General features: G+C 71.2%; 14 protein-coding genes. 11 read left to right on the forward strand and 3 right to left on the reverse strand.

Annotated elements, in window-relative coordinates; translation table 11 throughout:
* Together ACH4FH_RS25370 and ACH4FH_RS25375 are read right to left on the reverse strand one after the other, a co-directional pair.
* The gene (locus tag ACH4FH_RS25370; protein WP_398558180.1) at window positions 1–1,110 is read right to left on the reverse strand and encodes a DUF5937 family protein; all 1,110 of its coding nucleotides are present in this window, start codon (window positions 1,108–1,110) and stop codon (window positions 1–3) included.
* A 382-nt stretch (window positions 1,111–1,492) separates the two neighbouring features.
* Window positions 1,493–2,806 (reverse strand): threonine aldolase family protein, encoded by a 1,314-nt coding sequence (locus tag ACH4FH_RS25375; protein WP_398558181.1) that lies wholly within the window; start codon window positions 2,804–2,806, stop codon window positions 1,493–1,495.
* A gap of 202 nt (window positions 2,807–3,008) precedes the next feature.
* On the opposite strand from ACH4FH_RS25375, the gene ACH4FH_RS25380 reads away from it, so the two are divergent.
* From ACH4FH_RS25380 to ACH4FH_RS25425, 10 genes are all read left to right on the forward strand, one after another.
* The gene (locus ACH4FH_RS25380; protein ID WP_398558182.1) at window positions 3,009–4,079 is read left to right on the forward strand and encodes a Rossmann-like and DUF2520 domain-containing protein; all 1,071 of its coding nucleotides are present in this window, start codon (window positions 3,009–3,011) and stop codon (window positions 4,077–4,079) included.
* The gene (gene panC, locus ACH4FH_RS25385) at window positions 4,076–5,263 is read left to right on the forward strand and encodes a pantoate--beta-alanine ligase (RefSeq protein WP_398558183.1); all 1,188 of its coding nucleotides are present in this window, start codon (window positions 4,076–4,078) and stop codon (window positions 5,261–5,263) included. The genes ACH4FH_RS25380 and panC overlap by 4 nt, the downstream gene beginning before the upstream one ends.
* Entirely contained in the window at window positions 5,260–7,047 is a 1,788-nt protein-coding gene (locus tag ACH4FH_RS25390; RefSeq protein WP_398558184.1) for an L-aspartate oxidase, read from the forward strand. The genes panC and ACH4FH_RS25390 overlap by 4 nt, the downstream gene beginning before the upstream one ends.
* Window positions 7,044–8,093 carry a carboxylating nicotinate-nucleotide diphosphorylase gene (gene nadC / locus ACH4FH_RS25395; protein WP_398558185.1) on the forward strand — a complete coding sequence of 350 codons (1,050 nt, stop codon included), beginning with the start codon at window positions 7,044–7,046 and terminating at the stop codon, window positions 8,091–8,093. Before ACH4FH_RS25390 ends, nadC begins: the two co-directional genes overlap by 4 nt.
* 5 nt (window positions 8,094–8,098) lie before the next feature.
* Complete coding sequence (locus ACH4FH_RS25400; protein WP_393896457.1) at window positions 8,099–8,896, forward strand: type III pantothenate kinase; 798 nt, start codon at window positions 8,099–8,101, stop codon at window positions 8,894–8,896.
* A 115-nt stretch (window positions 8,897–9,011) separates the two neighbouring features.
* On the forward strand, window positions 9,012–9,641 hold the full coding sequence (locus ACH4FH_RS25405; protein WP_398558186.1) for a hypothetical protein: 630 nt from the start codon (window positions 9,012–9,014) through the stop codon (window positions 9,639–9,641).
* A gap of 45 nt (window positions 9,642–9,686) precedes the next feature.
* Complete coding sequence (locus ACH4FH_RS25410) at window positions 9,687–9,866, forward strand: hypothetical protein (protein WP_393896455.1); 180 nt, start codon at window positions 9,687–9,689, stop codon at window positions 9,864–9,866.
* A 170-nt stretch (window positions 9,867–10,036) separates the two neighbouring features.
* Entirely contained in the window at window positions 10,037–10,492 is a 456-nt protein-coding gene (locus ACH4FH_RS25415; RefSeq protein ID WP_398558280.1) for a BlaI/MecI/CopY family transcriptional regulator, read from the forward strand.
* A 9-nt stretch (window positions 10,493–10,501) separates the two neighbouring features.
* Complete coding sequence (locus tag ACH4FH_RS25420; protein WP_398558187.1) at window positions 10,502–11,020, forward strand: amino-acid N-acetyltransferase; 519 nt, start codon at window positions 10,502–10,504, stop codon at window positions 11,018–11,020.
* A gap of 157 nt (window positions 11,021–11,177) precedes the next feature.
* Complete coding sequence (locus tag ACH4FH_RS25425) at window positions 11,178–11,510, forward strand: Lsr2 family protein (protein WP_398558188.1); 333 nt, start codon at window positions 11,178–11,180, stop codon at window positions 11,508–11,510.
* Here ACH4FH_RS25425 and ACH4FH_RS25430 read toward each other — a convergent pair.
* Window positions 11,441–12,202, reverse strand: a complete 762-nt coding sequence (locus ACH4FH_RS25430; RefSeq protein ID WP_398558189.1) for an SCO3374 family protein — start codon at window positions 12,200–12,202, stop codon at window positions 11,441–11,443. The genes ACH4FH_RS25425 and ACH4FH_RS25430 overlap by 70 nt on opposite strands.
* A gap of 479 nt (window positions 12,203–12,681) precedes the next feature.
* Here ACH4FH_RS25430 and ACH4FH_RS25435 point away from each other — a divergent pair, with 479 nt between their 5' ends.
* Window positions 12,682–15,207, forward strand: a complete 2,526-nt coding sequence (locus ACH4FH_RS25435; RefSeq protein ID WP_398558190.1) for an ATP-dependent Clp protease ATP-binding subunit — start codon at window positions 12,682–12,684, stop codon at window positions 15,205–15,207.
* Window positions 15,208–15,259 lie beyond the last annotated feature (52 nt).

A 15,259-nucleotide genomic window follows, 5' to 3' on the forward strand; every position in this document is an offset into this window, starting at 1 on the left:
TCAGCGCAGCACGCCCTCCAGGAAGTCGCTGCCCAGCCGGGCCACCACCTGGAGGTCCAGCTGGTGGAGCACATACCGTCCCCGTCGCCGGGTCTGGATGAGGCCCGACTTCTTCAGGATCGCGATGTGCCGGGAGACCTCCGGGGCGGTGATCCCGAAGGCCGTCGCCAGCTCCCCCGTCGTGTGCGGCCCCCGCGACAGCGACCGGCACAGTTGCATCCGCATGGGATGCCCCAGCGCCTCCAGCCGCTGCTGTACGAGTTCCAGCGCGGCCGGGGCCGGCAACTCAGGGCTGGCGACCGGGTATTGCAGTACCGGGCGCCACCCGGGTGCGTGGCTGACGATCAGGTGTGGCCAGCCGAACGAGGTCGGCAGGAAGGTGATTCCGGGGTCCGCGGGGTTCGCGAAGGCCGTGGTGCGTCCTCCCGCGAGCTTGTCGACCAGAATGTGGACCCCGCCGCTCCCGTCCTGGGCCTCCTCCAGGGCCAGCGCCGCCGACGCCGCGGACAGCGTCTCGGCCAGGCCCTTGTGGCGCAGCAGTTCGGTCTTGTGTCGTGCGTCGGCAGCCAGTTGGATGCCCACCCGCCGCCAGATGTCCCCGAAAAACGCCTCCTCGCAGTCCTCCAGCAGCCTGCGGAGCCACACCCGCATGCCGTCCGGGTCGGTGAGCATCCGGTCGGTGAACGCCGCCTGTCGCGGCCCCCGTGCGGCGGCCATCTCCCGTACCTTCGCCCGCTCGCCCGCGTCGACCAGGGGAGAAGGCGTGGCGCGGGTGTAACTCGCGGAGCAGGTGATCTCGAACGCGGCGGCCACGAAGCGTTCGTCGTCGATCGTGTCCATCGCGTCGAGTTCCTGGGCCAGGGTCGCTCCGGGGCGGGCCGGGACCAGCAGGTCGGAGCGGGTGGACCGCCACAGGAAGTCCGCCTCGCACAGCCGGTCGGCGAGGTCGGTCTTCAGCGACGCGGTGGTCGCGGTGACCCAGCCGTGCAGCCCGGGGTGGTGCCCCGGCTCGGACAGCGCGTGCAGCGCGGCGCCCAGCTCCCCCAAGGGAGAAGGGGCGAAGACGATGCGCTCAGGCGGCAGCCCGGTGATGTCGATGACGTTGGCCATGTGCTCATCATGCGCGAGGCCGCGACCTGCACGGTTATCGATTGACGGCTCTCGTCAATCGACGCGCCCCGGATCGCGCGGCCGCCCCAGAGTGAGGGACATGAACGCCAGCCAGCAGCACATGCTCGATGCCTACCGCGCCGCCCGACGAGGCGAGGAGGCGCCGATCCTCCCCGGAGCCGGAACCGTCCACGCTGTCCGTGACATCCGCGAGTGGCGCCGCTTCCGAAACGTGGTCACCGACCCTGCGGACCGGCTTCCGGCCCGCACCCGCCGCGCGCTCCGCGCCGCGGCTGCGGCTGCGGCCCGCCTGCTGACCGGCCGGGCCGCCGACCTGCCCCACGGCGGCCCGGTCACCTCGGGAGCACCGGCCGTGGCCGGTTCACCGTTGTCCGCCCACGCGCAGGAGGAAGTCGGAGAGAGCGGTGCGCACGTCTTGGGCCGTCCAGTGCGCTGCGGATGACGCGACCGTCACCTCCGTCATCGCCACACCGGGCGGACCCGCCTCGAACCACTTCCGGAACAGCGTCGTCCGTGTCTCCTCCGCCTGCCGGAGCCCGGCCTCGTTGAGTATCCCGGCCGGATGCGGCAGCCATATCTGGAACTGGTGGGTGTGCGGGACTTCGGGGTACACCCGGAACCACGGCACACCGGCCTCGCCCAGACCGTCGCGCAGGGCCCCTGCCACGACTTTCGCGTGCGCGACGTACTCCGGCAGCCGGGGCAGTTCGCGCTCCAGCCCGGCGAGCGCGGCCAGCGCTGCCGGCCACTGCTGGAACAGCTGCCCGCCGTACCGGTGCCGCCAGGCCCGGGCCTCCTCGACGAAGTCCTCCGAGCCGGCCAGGGCGGCACCGGAGATGCCGTCCAGCGACTTGTAGTAGGAGACATAGACGCTGTCCGCCTGCGCGGCGATCTCCGGGAGGGCGCGACCGAAGTGCGCTGTGCACTCCCACAGGCGGGCGCCGTCGAAGTGCACCACCGCGTCACGGTCGCGAGCCGCCTGCACCACCCCGGTCAGCTCCGCCCACTCCGGAAGCACGAATCCCGCGTCGCGCAGCGGCAGTTCGAGGGCCAGGGTGCCGAACGGCTCCTGGAGGTCGTACACCTCCGCAGCGGTCGGCAGTCGTGGCTCGCTCGTCGGATGCACCATGCGCAACCCGCCTACCACCGCGTATGCGTCGCGTTCGTGGACCTCCATGTGGGACATGGAGTGTCCGGCGACGGTGGTGCTGCCCGTCCGCCCCGCCCAGCAGCGCAGCGCCACCTGCTGAGCCATCGTGCCGGTCGGGAAGAAGGCGGCGTCCTCGGTGCCCAGGGCTTCGGCGGTCCTGCGCTCCAGCTCACCGACCACGCCGTCGTCGTTGCCGTAGACATCGGTCCAGTCGTCCAGGTCGTATGCGGCGGGAGCCTCGGCCACCAGGCGGCTGAGCCGCTCGCGGACCGTCTCGCCCGTCGGGCCGTCCGCCAGCACCCGCTCCGAGCCGTGCCAGGCCGCAAGGAGCCGCCCCCGCTCGGTTGAGCCGCCGCTCCGGCCCGCGGTTCCCGAACGGCCCGCGACTCCCGTCCCCGCGCCGTCGACCCGCCCGTCCACCTCCGCGCCGTGCGCGTCCGGCTGACGGATCCCGGCTCCGCCCCCGGATCCTGCCCCGGCCCCTCCGCCGTGCCCTTGCTGCCGCGTCCCACCGCTCTCGTCCATGGCCCCCACCTGCTGTTCCGTTCGCGCCGTCGCATCGAGCATGGCGCACCCCCGCACGCCTCCGCGACCCCTGTGGACAACTGCCGGACGAGACCCCCGTCTCACCCTCCGTACAGCTCTGAAGTACGCCGGAAACACTCGCGTAGCATGGCCACGAATCGTCCGGTACCCCCCGCGGACTGGAACGGAAGGCCATCGCCGCGTGAATGCAATCCCACCCACCGAGGCCCAGGACCGCCCCGCCCGGCTCTCCGTCGGAGTCGTCGGCGCCGGCCGCGTCGGTCCCGCCCTCGCCGCGTCGCTGCAGCTCGCAGGGCACCACCCGGTCGCCGTGTCCGGGGTCTCCGACGCCTCCGTACGGCGCGCCGCGGCCCTGCTGCCCGACGTCCCCCTGGTCAGCCCCGCCGAGGTCCTCGCCCGCGCGGACCTCGTGCTGCTGACCGTCCCCGACGACGCCCTTCCCGGCCTGGTGAGCGGCCTCGCCGAGACCGGCGCGGTCCGGCCGGGCCAGCTGCTGGTGCACACATCGGGCCGGTTCGGCACCGCGGTCCTCGACCCGGCCACCCGCGCCGGTGCGCTGCCGCTCGCCCTGCACCCGGCCATGACGTTCACCGGCAGCACGGTCGACGTCCAGCGGCTGGCCGGCTGCTCGTTCGGCGTGACCTCGCCCGTCGAGCTGCGGATGGCTGCCGAGGCCCTGGTCATCGAGATGGGCGGCGAGCCCGAGTGGATCGCGGAATCGGCCCGTCCGCTCTACCACGCGGCCCTCGCCATCGGCGCGAACCACCTGGTCACGCTGGTCGCCCAGTCCATGGAGCTGCTGAGCCTGGCGGGTGTGGCGGCCCCGGACCGGATGCTCGGCCCGCTGCTCGGCGCGGCCCTGGACAACGCCCTGCGCTCCGGTGACGCCGCCCTGACCGGGCCGGTCGCGCGCGGTGACGCCGGCACCGTCGCCGCGCACGTCGCGGAGCTGCGCGTGCATGCGCCGCAGAGCGTCGCCGGATACCTCGCCATGGCCCGTATGACGGCCGACCGTGCGATGGACCATGGTCTGCTCAAGCCGGAGCTGGCCCAGGATCTGCTGGAGGTGCTCGCCGAGGGCGGCCGGGGCTCCGGCGCCCAGGAGCCCAGCCCCGACACGTCCGCGTCCGGCGAGAGCCCGGGCACGACCGAGCCGCCCGGCGCCGGCGAGGACCCGGGTGCCCCTGGCACCTCCGGTTCGGACGAAGGCCCCGGGTCCCCGGGCCACGACCCCGAGGGAGACGACCGATGACCGCCGCCCGCCAGGGCACCGGCGCCCCCGCAGGCTCGGCTCCGGAGCAGCGTCCCCAGCTCGTGCACACCGCCGCCGCACTCCGCGAGCTGCCGCGCCGCAGCGGCCGGCGCGGCGTCGTGATGACGATGGGTGCCCTGCACGAGGGACACGCCACCTTGATCCGCGCCGCCCGCGACCGCGTCGGGGCGGACGGCCAGGTCGTCGTGACGGTCTTCGTCAACCCGCTGCAGTTCGGCGCGGGCGAGGACCTCGACCGCTACCCGCGCACCCTGGACGCCGATGTCGTACTGGCCGGTCGGGCGGGCGCCGACGTGGTCTTCGCGCCGTCCGTCGACGAGGTCTATCCGGGCGGCGAACCGCAGATCCGGATCACCGCAGGCCCCATGGGCACCCCGCTGGAGGGCGCCAGCCGCCCCGGGCACTTCGACGGCGTGCTGACGGTCGTCGCCAAGCTGCTGCACCTCTCCGCCCCGGACGTCGCCTTCTACGGGCAGAAGGACGCTCAGCAGCTCGCGGTGATCACGCGCATGGCTGCCGACCTCAACTTCCCCGTCGAGATCGTCGGCGTCCCCACGGTCCGCGAGGACGACGGCCTGGCCCTGTCCAGCCGCAACCGCTACCTCTCCGCCCCTGAAAGGTGCACCGCGCTCGCGCTGTCCGCCGCGCTCTTCGCGGCCCGCGACCGGCTCGCCGCCGAGGAGGCGCTGCGCGCCCGCGCCGCCCTCGCAGGTCATCCCGCACCGGACCGGTCCGCGGCGCTGGCGGCGCTCGGTGAGGACCGGGCCGCCGCCGACGCGCACGCCGTCGCGTACGCCGCGTCCGGCCCGCCGCACGGCCCGTCCGTCGCGCTGGCCGCGGCCCGCGCGGTCCTGGAGGACGCGGCCCACCTCGACCCGCCGCTGGTTGCGGACTACGTGGCCCTGGTCGACCCGTCCGACTTCACCGACGTCGCGGAGGGCTACGAGGGCGAGGCGGTGCTCGCGATCGCCGCCAAGGTCGGCACCACCCGCCTCATCGACAACATCCGCCTCACCTTCGGCACCGCCACCCCGGAGAAAGACCCGGAGCAGGCCCTGGAGCAGGCCCCGGGCACGGACCCGGCGCACCGCCGCACACCCGGGACCGGCGCACCCGCCGCGTCCCCGACCACCTCACCAGGCCCCCTCGGAGCGACCCGATGACCGCCACCGGAACAGGCACCGGCCCCGGCACCCCCGGCATACGCCTCAATGCCCCCGCCCCCGGGTGGTCCATCGCCGCGGATGTCGTCGTCGTGGGCTCCGGAGTGGCGGGTCTGACCGCCGCGCTGCGCTGTGCCGCCGCCGGCCGGCGGACCGTCGTCGTCACCAAGGCCCGCCTGGACGACGGCTCCACCCGCTGGGCCCAGGGCGGCATCGCCGCGGCGCTCGGCGACGGCGACACCCCCGAGCAGCACCTTGCCGACACCCTCGTCGCCGGCGCCGGCCTGTGCGACGAGGAAGCCGTCCGTGCCCTGGTCACCGAGGGGCCCGACGCCGTCCACCGGCTGATCACCACCGGCGCCCGCTTCGACACCTCGCCCGGCACCGATGAGATAGCGCTGACCCGTGAGGGCGGCCACCACCGCCGCCGTATCGCGCACGCCGGCGGCGACGCCACCGGCGCCGAGATCTCCCGCGCGCTCGTCGAGGCCGTCCGCGCCGCCGGGCTGCGCACCATCGAGAACGCGCTCGTGCTGGACCTGCTCACCGACGCCGAGGGCCGCACGTCCGGCGTGACCCTGCACGTCATGGGGGAGGGGCAGCACGACGGCGTGGGCGCGGTGCACGCCCCGGCGGTCGTCCTGGCCACCGGCGGCATGGGGCAGGTGTTCTCCGCGACCACCAACCCGGCCGTCTCCACCGGCGACGGGGTGGCGCTGGCGCTCCGGGCCGGCGCCGAGGTGTCCGACCTCGAATTCGTCCAATTCCACCCCACGGTCCTGTATTTGGGGCCGGACGCCGAGGGCCAGCAGCCGCTCATCTCCGAGGCGGTGCGCGGCGAGGGCGCCCACCTCGTCGACGCCGACGGCACCCGCTTCATGGTCGGTCAGCACGAACTCGCCGAGCTGGCGCCGCGCGACATCGTCGCCAAGGCCATCATGCGCCGGGCGCACGAACAGGGCGCCGAGCACATGTACTTGGACGCCCGCCACTTCGGCGCCGCGATGTGGGAGAGCCGCTTCCCGACCATCCTCGCCGCCTGCCGCAGCCACGGCATCGACCCCGTCACCGAGCCCATACCGGTCGCCCCCGCCGCCCACTACGCCTCCGGCGGCGTCCGCACCGACCTGTACGGCCGTACGACGGTGCCCGGCCTCTACGCCTGCGGCGAGGTGGCCTGCACCGGCGTGCACGGCGCCAACCGCCTCGCCTCCAACTCCCTTCTGGAGGGCCTGGTCTTCGCCGAGCGGATCGCCGCGGACATCGCCGCGGGCCCGGCCGTGCCCGCGCCGGCGTCCGCCCCCGCCCCGGAGCCCGCCACGCTGCGGCTCCTCGCGCCGGAGACCCGTACGGCAGTGCAGCGGATCATGACGGCGGGCGCCGGCGTGCTGCGCAGCGCCGAGAGCCTCGCGCGGGCCGCGGAAGCGCTCGACCGCGTCCACCGTGCGGCGGCCGGGGCGGCGCGGGGGGCGGACGGCGACTCCGGTAAGCCGCCCACGCCCGGCGTCGAGGCATGGGAGGCCACCAACCTGCTGTGCGTGGCCCGGGTACTGGTCGCCGCCGCGCAGCGCCGGGAGGAGACCCGCGGCTGCCATTGGCGCGAGGACCACCCCGACCGGGACGATGTCTCCTGGCGCCGCCACTTCCGCATCACCCTCGACGCGGAACGCGCGCTGACGATCCGTACGACGGACACCGCGGGCTTCCCGGCGACCCTCGCCCGGCAACCGCTCCTCACCACCCCTCAGCCCACCACCTCCCCCGATACGGAGCCCACCCCGTGAGCAGCACCCCCGACGACCTCCCCCTCCTCCAGATCGGCGGGCCGGCGAACAGCGCTCCCACCGGCGGCGGCTGCGGCGACGCCTGCGGCTGCGGCGGCGGCGCCGACGACGGCGCCTACGAGCTGGACCCGCTCACCTGCGGCCTCGACCCGGACCTGGCCGCCCTCCTGGTGGACGCCGGTCTCGACCCCGTCCAGGTCGAGGACATCGCCCATCTCGCCGTCGAGGAGGACCTCGACCAGGGAGTGGACGTCACGACCGTGGCGACCGTCCCCGAGGACGCGGTGGCCACCGGCGACTTCACCGCCCGTGAGGCCGGTACGGTCGCCGGGCTGCGGATCGCCGAGGCGGTCCTGTCCATCGTCTGCACCGCCGAGTTCGCGGTGGAGCGGCACGTCGAGGACGGCGACCGGGTGCAGGCCGGCACCCGCCTGCTGAGCGTCACCACCCGCACCCGCGATCTGCTCACCGCCGAGCGCAGTGCGCTGAACCTCCTGTGCCGGCTGTCGGGCATCGCGACCGCCACCCGGGCCTGGGCGGACACCCTCGAAGGCACCGGGGCCAAGGTCCGTGACACCCGCAAGACCACCCCGGGGCTGCGTGCCCTGGAGAAGTTCGCGGTGCGCTGCGGCGGCGGCGTCAACCACCGGATGTCGCTGTCGGACGCGGCGCTGATCAAGGACAACCACGTTGTCGCGGCGGGCGGCGTCGCCGCTGCGTTCACGGCCGTACGGTCGGAATTCCCCGGTCTGCCCATCGAGGTGGAGGTCGACCGCCTCGACCAGATCCCGACCATCCTCGCCGCGGGCGCCGACTTGATCCTGCTGGACAACTTCACCCCCGAGGAGACCCGGGAGGCGGTGGCCCTCGTCGAGGGCCGCGCGATCCTGGAGTCGTCGGGCCGGCTGAACCTGGACAACGCCCGGGCGTACGCCGAGACCGGTGTCGACTACCTCGCGGTGGGCGCGCTCACCCACTCCGCCCGGATCCTCGACATCGGCCTCGACCTGCGCGAGGGCGAAGACGACCTGCTCGAGGATGCCTGACCGCCATGCTGCTGACCATTGACGTGGGTAACACCCACACCGTTCTGGGCCTCTTCGACGGTGAGGAGATCGTCGAGCACTGGCGGATCTCCACCGACGCCCGGCGCACCGCCGACGAACTCGCGGTGCTGCTCCAGGGCTTGATGGGCATGCACCCGCTGCTCGGCGAGGAGCTGGGCGACGGCATCGAGGGCATCGCCATCTGCTCCACGGTGCCCTCCGTGCTGCACGAGCTGCGCGAGGTCACCCGCCGTTACTACGGCGACGTCCCCGCGGTCCTGGTGGAGCCGGGCGTCAAGACGGGCGTGCCGATCCTCATGGACAACCCCAAGGAGGTCGGCGCCGACCGGATCATCAACGCGCTGGCGGCGGTCGAGCTGTTCGGCGGGCCCGCGGTGGTCGTCGACTTCGGTACGGCCACCACGTTCGACGCGGTCAGTGCCCGCGGCGAGTACGTCGGCGGGGTGATCGCGCCGGGCATCGAGATCTCGGTGGACGCCCTGGGGGTCAAGGGCGCGCAGCTGCGCAAGATCGAACTGGCCCGGCCTCGCAGCGTCATCGGCAAGAACACCGTCGAGGCGATGCAGTCCGGCATCCTCTACGGCTTCGCCGGCCAGGTCGACGGCGTGGTGCAGCGGATGGCCCGGGAGCTGGCCGAGGACCCCGACGAGGTGACGGTCATCGCCACCGGCGGTCTGGCGCCGATGGTGCTGGGCGAGTCCTCGGTGATCGACGAGCACGAGCCGTGGCTCACCCTCATCGGCCTGCGACTGGTCTACGAACGGAACATCGCCCGGTCGTGACCGGCAGGTCCGGCACGTCCGGCACGTCCCTCACGGGCGCTGCGGCGCGGCTCGCGGCCGCGCCACAGCGCACGAATTAAGCGGCATTTGTCCGAAACGGTCGTAAAGTCGCGGCATGCCTATGCCCTACGGATCCCGCGGCGGCATGGCGTTCGGTGCCGATGAGTTGCGTGTGCTCCGTCGCGCCCTCGCCCATGTCCTGCAGTCGACGTCCCCCTCCGCCCCGCTCGGCGCGTTCGCCCCGGACCGGACGGAGGACATCCAGGAATACCTCCGGCTGGCCGAGGCGGTGGACGAGGCGGTCCGCGAAGGCGGCCGGCTGCGCGCCTTCCTGCTCGCCGATCTCGCCCGCTACCGCGAAGCCCTGCCGGGCTCCGTCGCCGGCTATCTCGCTCAGCTCAAGGAGGTCCTGGCGACCGGCTATGTCCCCGGCCCCGACGACCTCGCCGCCCTGCGCGCCCTGAGCGCCCGGCGCACCGGCGCGGTGGAGGGTGAGCGCCGCACCGCGCTGCTGCGCCACTGCGAGCGGCTGGCCGAGCACTCGGTACGCGTCCGGCTGCGTGCGCTGCCCGGCGGCCGGTCCGCCGACGAGCCGGAGAAGCGCCCCGACGACGAGCCCGAGCCGCGCCCCGCGCCGAAGCCGCAGTCGCAGCCCCCGAAGCCGGAGCGCCCCATCCCCACTCCGGGAGAGGTCTTCCCGCCCCGCCGCAAGCCCGCCCCGCCCCCCGAGACCCGCACCGCCTGAGCGCTGCGTACCCTGGAAACCTCACGTCTCAAGGAGGCCCACGCCATGGATTACGTCGCAGCGCTGCTTCCGCCCGTGGTGATGGCGGTGGCCTTCACCGGGCTGATCGTCACGATCGTCAAGAGCCAGGGTGGCGCGAACAAGTCCAAGGAAGACGCCGCAGTGGACGCCGCGCTCAACCGCTCCGACGCCGCCCACCAGGGCCCCACGGCGCACGGCGCCTGACGCCCCGCCGGTTTTCCGGCGGCCTGCGCGCACTGTACGGCCCGGGATTGATCGTCCCGGGTCGTACATCCTTTTTCCTGCACAACGCAGCGAGATCAACCGTCATTCGCGACATTTCCCACTATTCTTCTTGTGTGCCGAGACGCTTGGGTGATCTGGAAGACGCGGTGATGACGCGGGTCTGGGAGTGGAACCGCCCGGTCACCGTTCGAGAAGTCCTGGAAGATCTCCAGAAGGAACGGTCGATCGCGTACACGACGGTCATGACCGTATTGGACAACCTCCATCAGAAGGGCTGGGTGCGCCGCGAAGCGGAAGGCCGCGCCTATCGCTATGAGGCGGTCTCGACCCGCGCCGCCTACTCCGCCGCACTCATGAACGAAGCATGGTCCGCAAGTGACAACCCGGCGGCCGCTCTCGTGGCCTTCTTCGGCATGATGTCGCCGGAACAACGACATGCCCTGCGTGATGCCGTACGCATGGTGCAGGTCGATGAACCACCCGAAGCGGCAGAAGTGGTGGCACCCGTTCAAGCCGCGGCGCCGGAAGCCGCGGAAGAGCCGGAAGAAGACCCGCCGGTTGAAGGCGATGAACCCGAAGCGGGCGACGCGAGCAAGGGGCGATAGCGTCCCCGCATGCCTCCGCATTCAAAAGGCCTCACCGTCCGCCGCGCCAGGACCAGCGATGTACCCGCCGTACGCGGCCTCATCGACTCCTACTCCCGGGGCGGGATCCTGCTCGACAAAGCCACCGTCACCCTTTACGAGGACATCCAGGAGTTCTGGGTCGCCGAGCGGGACGAAGATGCCGCCGTGGTCGGCTGCGGAGCACTCCATGTGATGTGGGAAGACCTGGCAGAGGTGCGCACTCTTGCCGTGGACCCGCAGCTGAAGGGTTCCGGCGTGGGGCACCAAGTCCTCGACAAGCTGCTGAGCACCGCGCGATGGCTCGGAGTACGCAGAATTTTCTGTCTCACCTTCGAAGTCGACTTCTTCGTCAAGCACGGCTTCGTGGAGATCGGCGAGACTCCCGTTGACGGCGATGTCTACAGCGAGCTGCTGCGTTCCTATGACGAGGGCGTTGCCGAGTTCCTCGGTCTCGAACGAGTGAAGCCGAACACCCTGGGTAACAGTCGGATGCTTCTGCACCTGTGATCAGTGTTCTATGTCCGAATCGCTCCCCTATCTCATGGCTACGGAAGGATGCGTTCCCCGGTCTGCGGGCAACTGAACCCTACCCAAGGGTTTGTGTTTTTCCAGGAAAAGCGGTTTGCTTTCCGTCGTAATCCACATTCGATGAAAGGGAAACCCGGTGGCACAGAAGGTTCAGGTTCTTCTTGTCGACGACCTCGACGGCGGCGAAGCCGACGAGACCGTCACGTTCTCTCTCGACGGCAAGTCCTACGAGATCGACCTCACCACCGCCAACGCTGCCAAGCTGCGCGAGTCGCTCGCCGACTTCGTCAAGGCCGGTCGCCGTACCGGTGGTCGTGCTTCCTCGGGACGTGGCAAGGCGCGTGCTGCCTCCGGGACTCAGGACACCGCCAAGGTGCGCGCCTGGGCGAAGGAGAACGGCTACAACGTCAATGACCGTGGCCGTGTCCCCGCCGACATTCGCGAGGCATACGAGAAGGCCAACGGCTGATCGCCACACGCGCGATCCGATTGGGCTTTACGAGCACGCAGCAACCGGGCCCGGTGGCATTCCGTCGCCGCCGCGCTCACGAGTCGTACGAGGTCGGGGGCGCCCCCAACGTCCCCGATTCCTGCCCCGAACCCCGTGGTGGGCAGGGAATTGCCGGCCTCGCAGCCTGGCTCGGGAGGTCGCAGCCATCCCGCGGCCTCCCGCGTGCCGAATCCGCACGATGACGGACCGGCCGTCCGTAACGCAGGTGTGGGGAGCGAAGGAGCGGGGATCCGGTCTCCGGCCCCTCGTGCCGTGAGATCCGGCACGAGGTCGCCCCACTCCAGCCATTCCAGGATTCCCGGGAGTTCCTCCGCGCCACCCGCCGCGATGAGGATGAGCAATTTCGGCCGATCAGCATGGCGTTTCCCGTCGTGTCCGCAGTGCGCGCACCAACCGCCGCATTCCGCGCGGCGGGCGCCGTGCGGGCCGCGGGCGCCGCGCGGATCCCGAAGGAGCGCCACCGGGCCCGTGTGCGGCAGCCTGCGCAGCACGGCGGTGCCCGCCTCGGCCGGCAGCTCCAGGACGTCGAAGCGCAGCCCCGTGAGCAGCTCCACCGGCTCGGTGCCGGTGGTCGGCCAGCCCAGCTCCTCCTCGTACCACCGGCGTACGGCGGAGAGAGGGCTGCGGGGTCGCGGAAGCGCGCGGGCCATGCTCGGTGCAACTGCCGAATACCGGGGAAGTTACGCTGGGTTGACAGTTGAATACGTACCGTGCTGATGGAGAGGGGTGTGGCGGCGCATTCAGTGGCGCGCGGTTGTTCGCCCGTAGCGGATGGAACGGCCCCGCGCCGCATGGAGTGTCAGTGGCGGCGGGTAAGACATTCCCAGTGGGAAGAAACGGTGTGACCGCGTGCAATGCGCCGGGCCCGCGCTGATGGCGGGCGGTCGACGGGCGTGTCGACAAAGGGCGCGTTCGCCACGGGCGTAGTGGCGGAGGGCGTATATGCCTGGCCTGCGGGAACATCGTCTCGCACCATCGGGTTGGAGCAGATGTCGGCTGTTCGGGGCAGGAGGCCAAGGACGGGTGTCGGCAGTTGGAATGAGCTGTCCCGCCCTGCGGGACTAGCATGCGGAAGGACAGGGAGGGGACCGACCCCTAACTGCCTGACCGCTCTGAGGAGCGATTAACGATGTTCGAGAGGTTCACCGACCGCGCGCGGCGGGTTGTCGTCCTGGCTCAGGAAGAAGCCCGGATGCTCAACCACAACTACATCGGCACCGAGCACATTCTCCTGGGCCTGATCCATGAGGGTGAGGGTGTCGCCGCTAAGGCCCTGGAGAGCCTCGGGATTTCGCTCGAGGCGGTCCGCCAGCAGGTGGAGGAGATCATCGGGCAGGGCCAGCAGGCTCCGTCCGGGCACATCCCCTTCACCCCCCGTGCCAAGAAGGTCCTGGAGCTTTCGCTCCGCGAGGCCCTCCAGCTCGGCCACAACTACATCGGTACGGAGCACATCCTGCTCGGCCTGATCCGCGAGGGCGAGGGCGTCGCCGCCCAGGTCCTCGTGAAGCTGGGCGCCGATCTCAACCGGGTGCGGCAGCAGGTCATCCAGCTGCTCTCCGGCTACCAGGGCAAGGAAGCCGCCACCGCAGGCGGCCCGGCCGAGGGCACGCCCTCGACCTCGCTCGTCCTGGACCAGTTCGGCCGCAACCTCACCCAGGCCGCTCGTGAAACCAAGCTCGACCCGGTCATCGGGCGCGAGAAGGAGATCGAGCGGGTCATGCAGGTGCTGTCCCGCCGTACCAAGAACAACCCGGTCCTCATCGGCGAGCCCGGCGTCGGCAAGACGGCGGTCGTCGAGGGCCTGGCGCAGGCCATCGTCAAGGGCGAGGTGCCCGAGACCCTCAAGGACAAGCACCTCTACACCCTCGACCTCGGTGCGCTGGTCGCCGGCTCCCGCTACCGCGGTGACTTCGAGGAGCGCCTGAAGAAGGTGCTCAAGGAGATCCGCACCCGCGGCGACATCATCCTGTTCATCGACGAGCTCCACACCCTGGTGGGTGCGGGTGCCGCCGAGGGCGCGATCGACGCCGCGAGCATCCTCAAGCCCATGCTGGCGCGAGGCGAGCTGCAGACCATCGGTGCCACCACGCTCGACGAGTACCGCAAGCACCTGGAGAAGGACGCGGCCCTCGAGCGCCGCTTCCAGCCGATCCAGGTCGCGGAGCCGTCGCTGCCGCACACCATCGAGATCCTCAAGGGCCTGCGGGACCGCTACGAGGCGCACCACCGCGTCTCCATCACGGACTCCGCCCTGGTCGCCGCCGCCACCCTGGCCGACCGCTACATCTCCGACCGCTTCCTGCCGGACAAGGCGATCGACCTGATCGACGAGGCCGGCTCCCGGATGCGGATCCGCCGGATGACCGCGCCGCCGGACCTGCGCGAGTTCGACGAGAAGATCGCCGACGTGCGCCGGGAGAAGGAGTCCGCGATCGATTCGCAGGACTTCGAGATGGCCGCGGGCCTGCGCGACAAGGAGAAGCAGCTCCTGGCCGCGAAGGCGAAGCGGGAGAAGGAGTGGAAGGCCGGCGACATGGATGTCGTCGCCGAGGTGGACGAGGAGCTGATCGCCGAGGTTCTGGCGACGGCCACCGGCATCCCGGTCTTCAAGCTCACCGAGGAGGAGTCCTCGCGTCTGCTGCGGATGGAAGACGAGCTGCACAAGCGCGTCATCGGCCAGAAGGACGCCATCAAGGCGCTCTCCCAGGCCATCCGCCGTACGCGTGCCGGCCTGAAGGACCCCAAGCGTCCCGGTGGCTCGTTCATCTTCGCCGGCCCGTCCGGTGTCGGTAAGACCGAGCTGTCCAAGACGCTGGCGGAGTTCCTCTTCGGCGACGAGGACGCGCTGATCTCCCTCGACATGTCGGAGTTCAGCGAGAAGCACACGGTCTCCCGGCTGTTCGGTTCGCCTCCCGGCTACGTCGGCTACGAAGAGGGCGGCCAGCTCACCGAGAAGGTGCGCCGCAAGCCGTTCTCCGTCGTGCTCTTCGACGAGGTCGAGAAGGCCCACCCGGACATCTTCAACTCGCTGCTGCAGATCCTGGAGGACGGTCGCCTGACCGACTCCCAGGGCCGGGTCGTGGACTTCAAGAACACGGTCATCATCATGACGACCAACCTCGGCACCCGGGACATCTCCAAGGGCTTCAACCTGGGCTTCGCGGCGCAGGGCGACAGCAAGTCCTCCTACGAGCGGATGAAGAACAAGGTCAACGAAGAGCTCAAGCAGCACTTCCGCCCCGAGTTCCTCAACCGTGTCGACGACACCGTCGTCTTCCACCAGCTGACCGAGGAAGACATCATCCAGATCGTCGACCTCATGATCGCCAAGGTGGACGAGCGGCTCAAGGACCGGGACATGGGTCTGGAGCTCAGCTCCGAGGCCAAGTCGCTGCTGGCCAAGCGCGGGTACGACCCGGTGCTCGGCGCCCGGCCGCTGCGCCGGACGATCCAGCGCGAGATCGAGGACGCCCTCTCGGAGAAGATCCTCTTCAGCGAGCTGCGTCCGGGCCACATCGTGGTCGTCGATGTCGAGGGTGAGGGTGAGACCGCCAAGTTCACCTTCCGCGGCGAGGAGAAGTCGGCTCTGCCGGACGCCCCGCCGATCGAGTCCGCGGCCGGCGGCTCGGGCCCGAACCTGAGCAAGGACGCATAACCCGCGTCCGCACCGCACGACAGAAGCTGCCCCGGAACCGTTCCGTACGGTT

Source organism: Streptomyces sp. NPDC017993, assembly GCF_044328065.1.
Classification (GTDB): Bacteria; Actinomycetota; Actinomycetes; order Streptomycetales; family Streptomycetaceae; genus Streptomyces.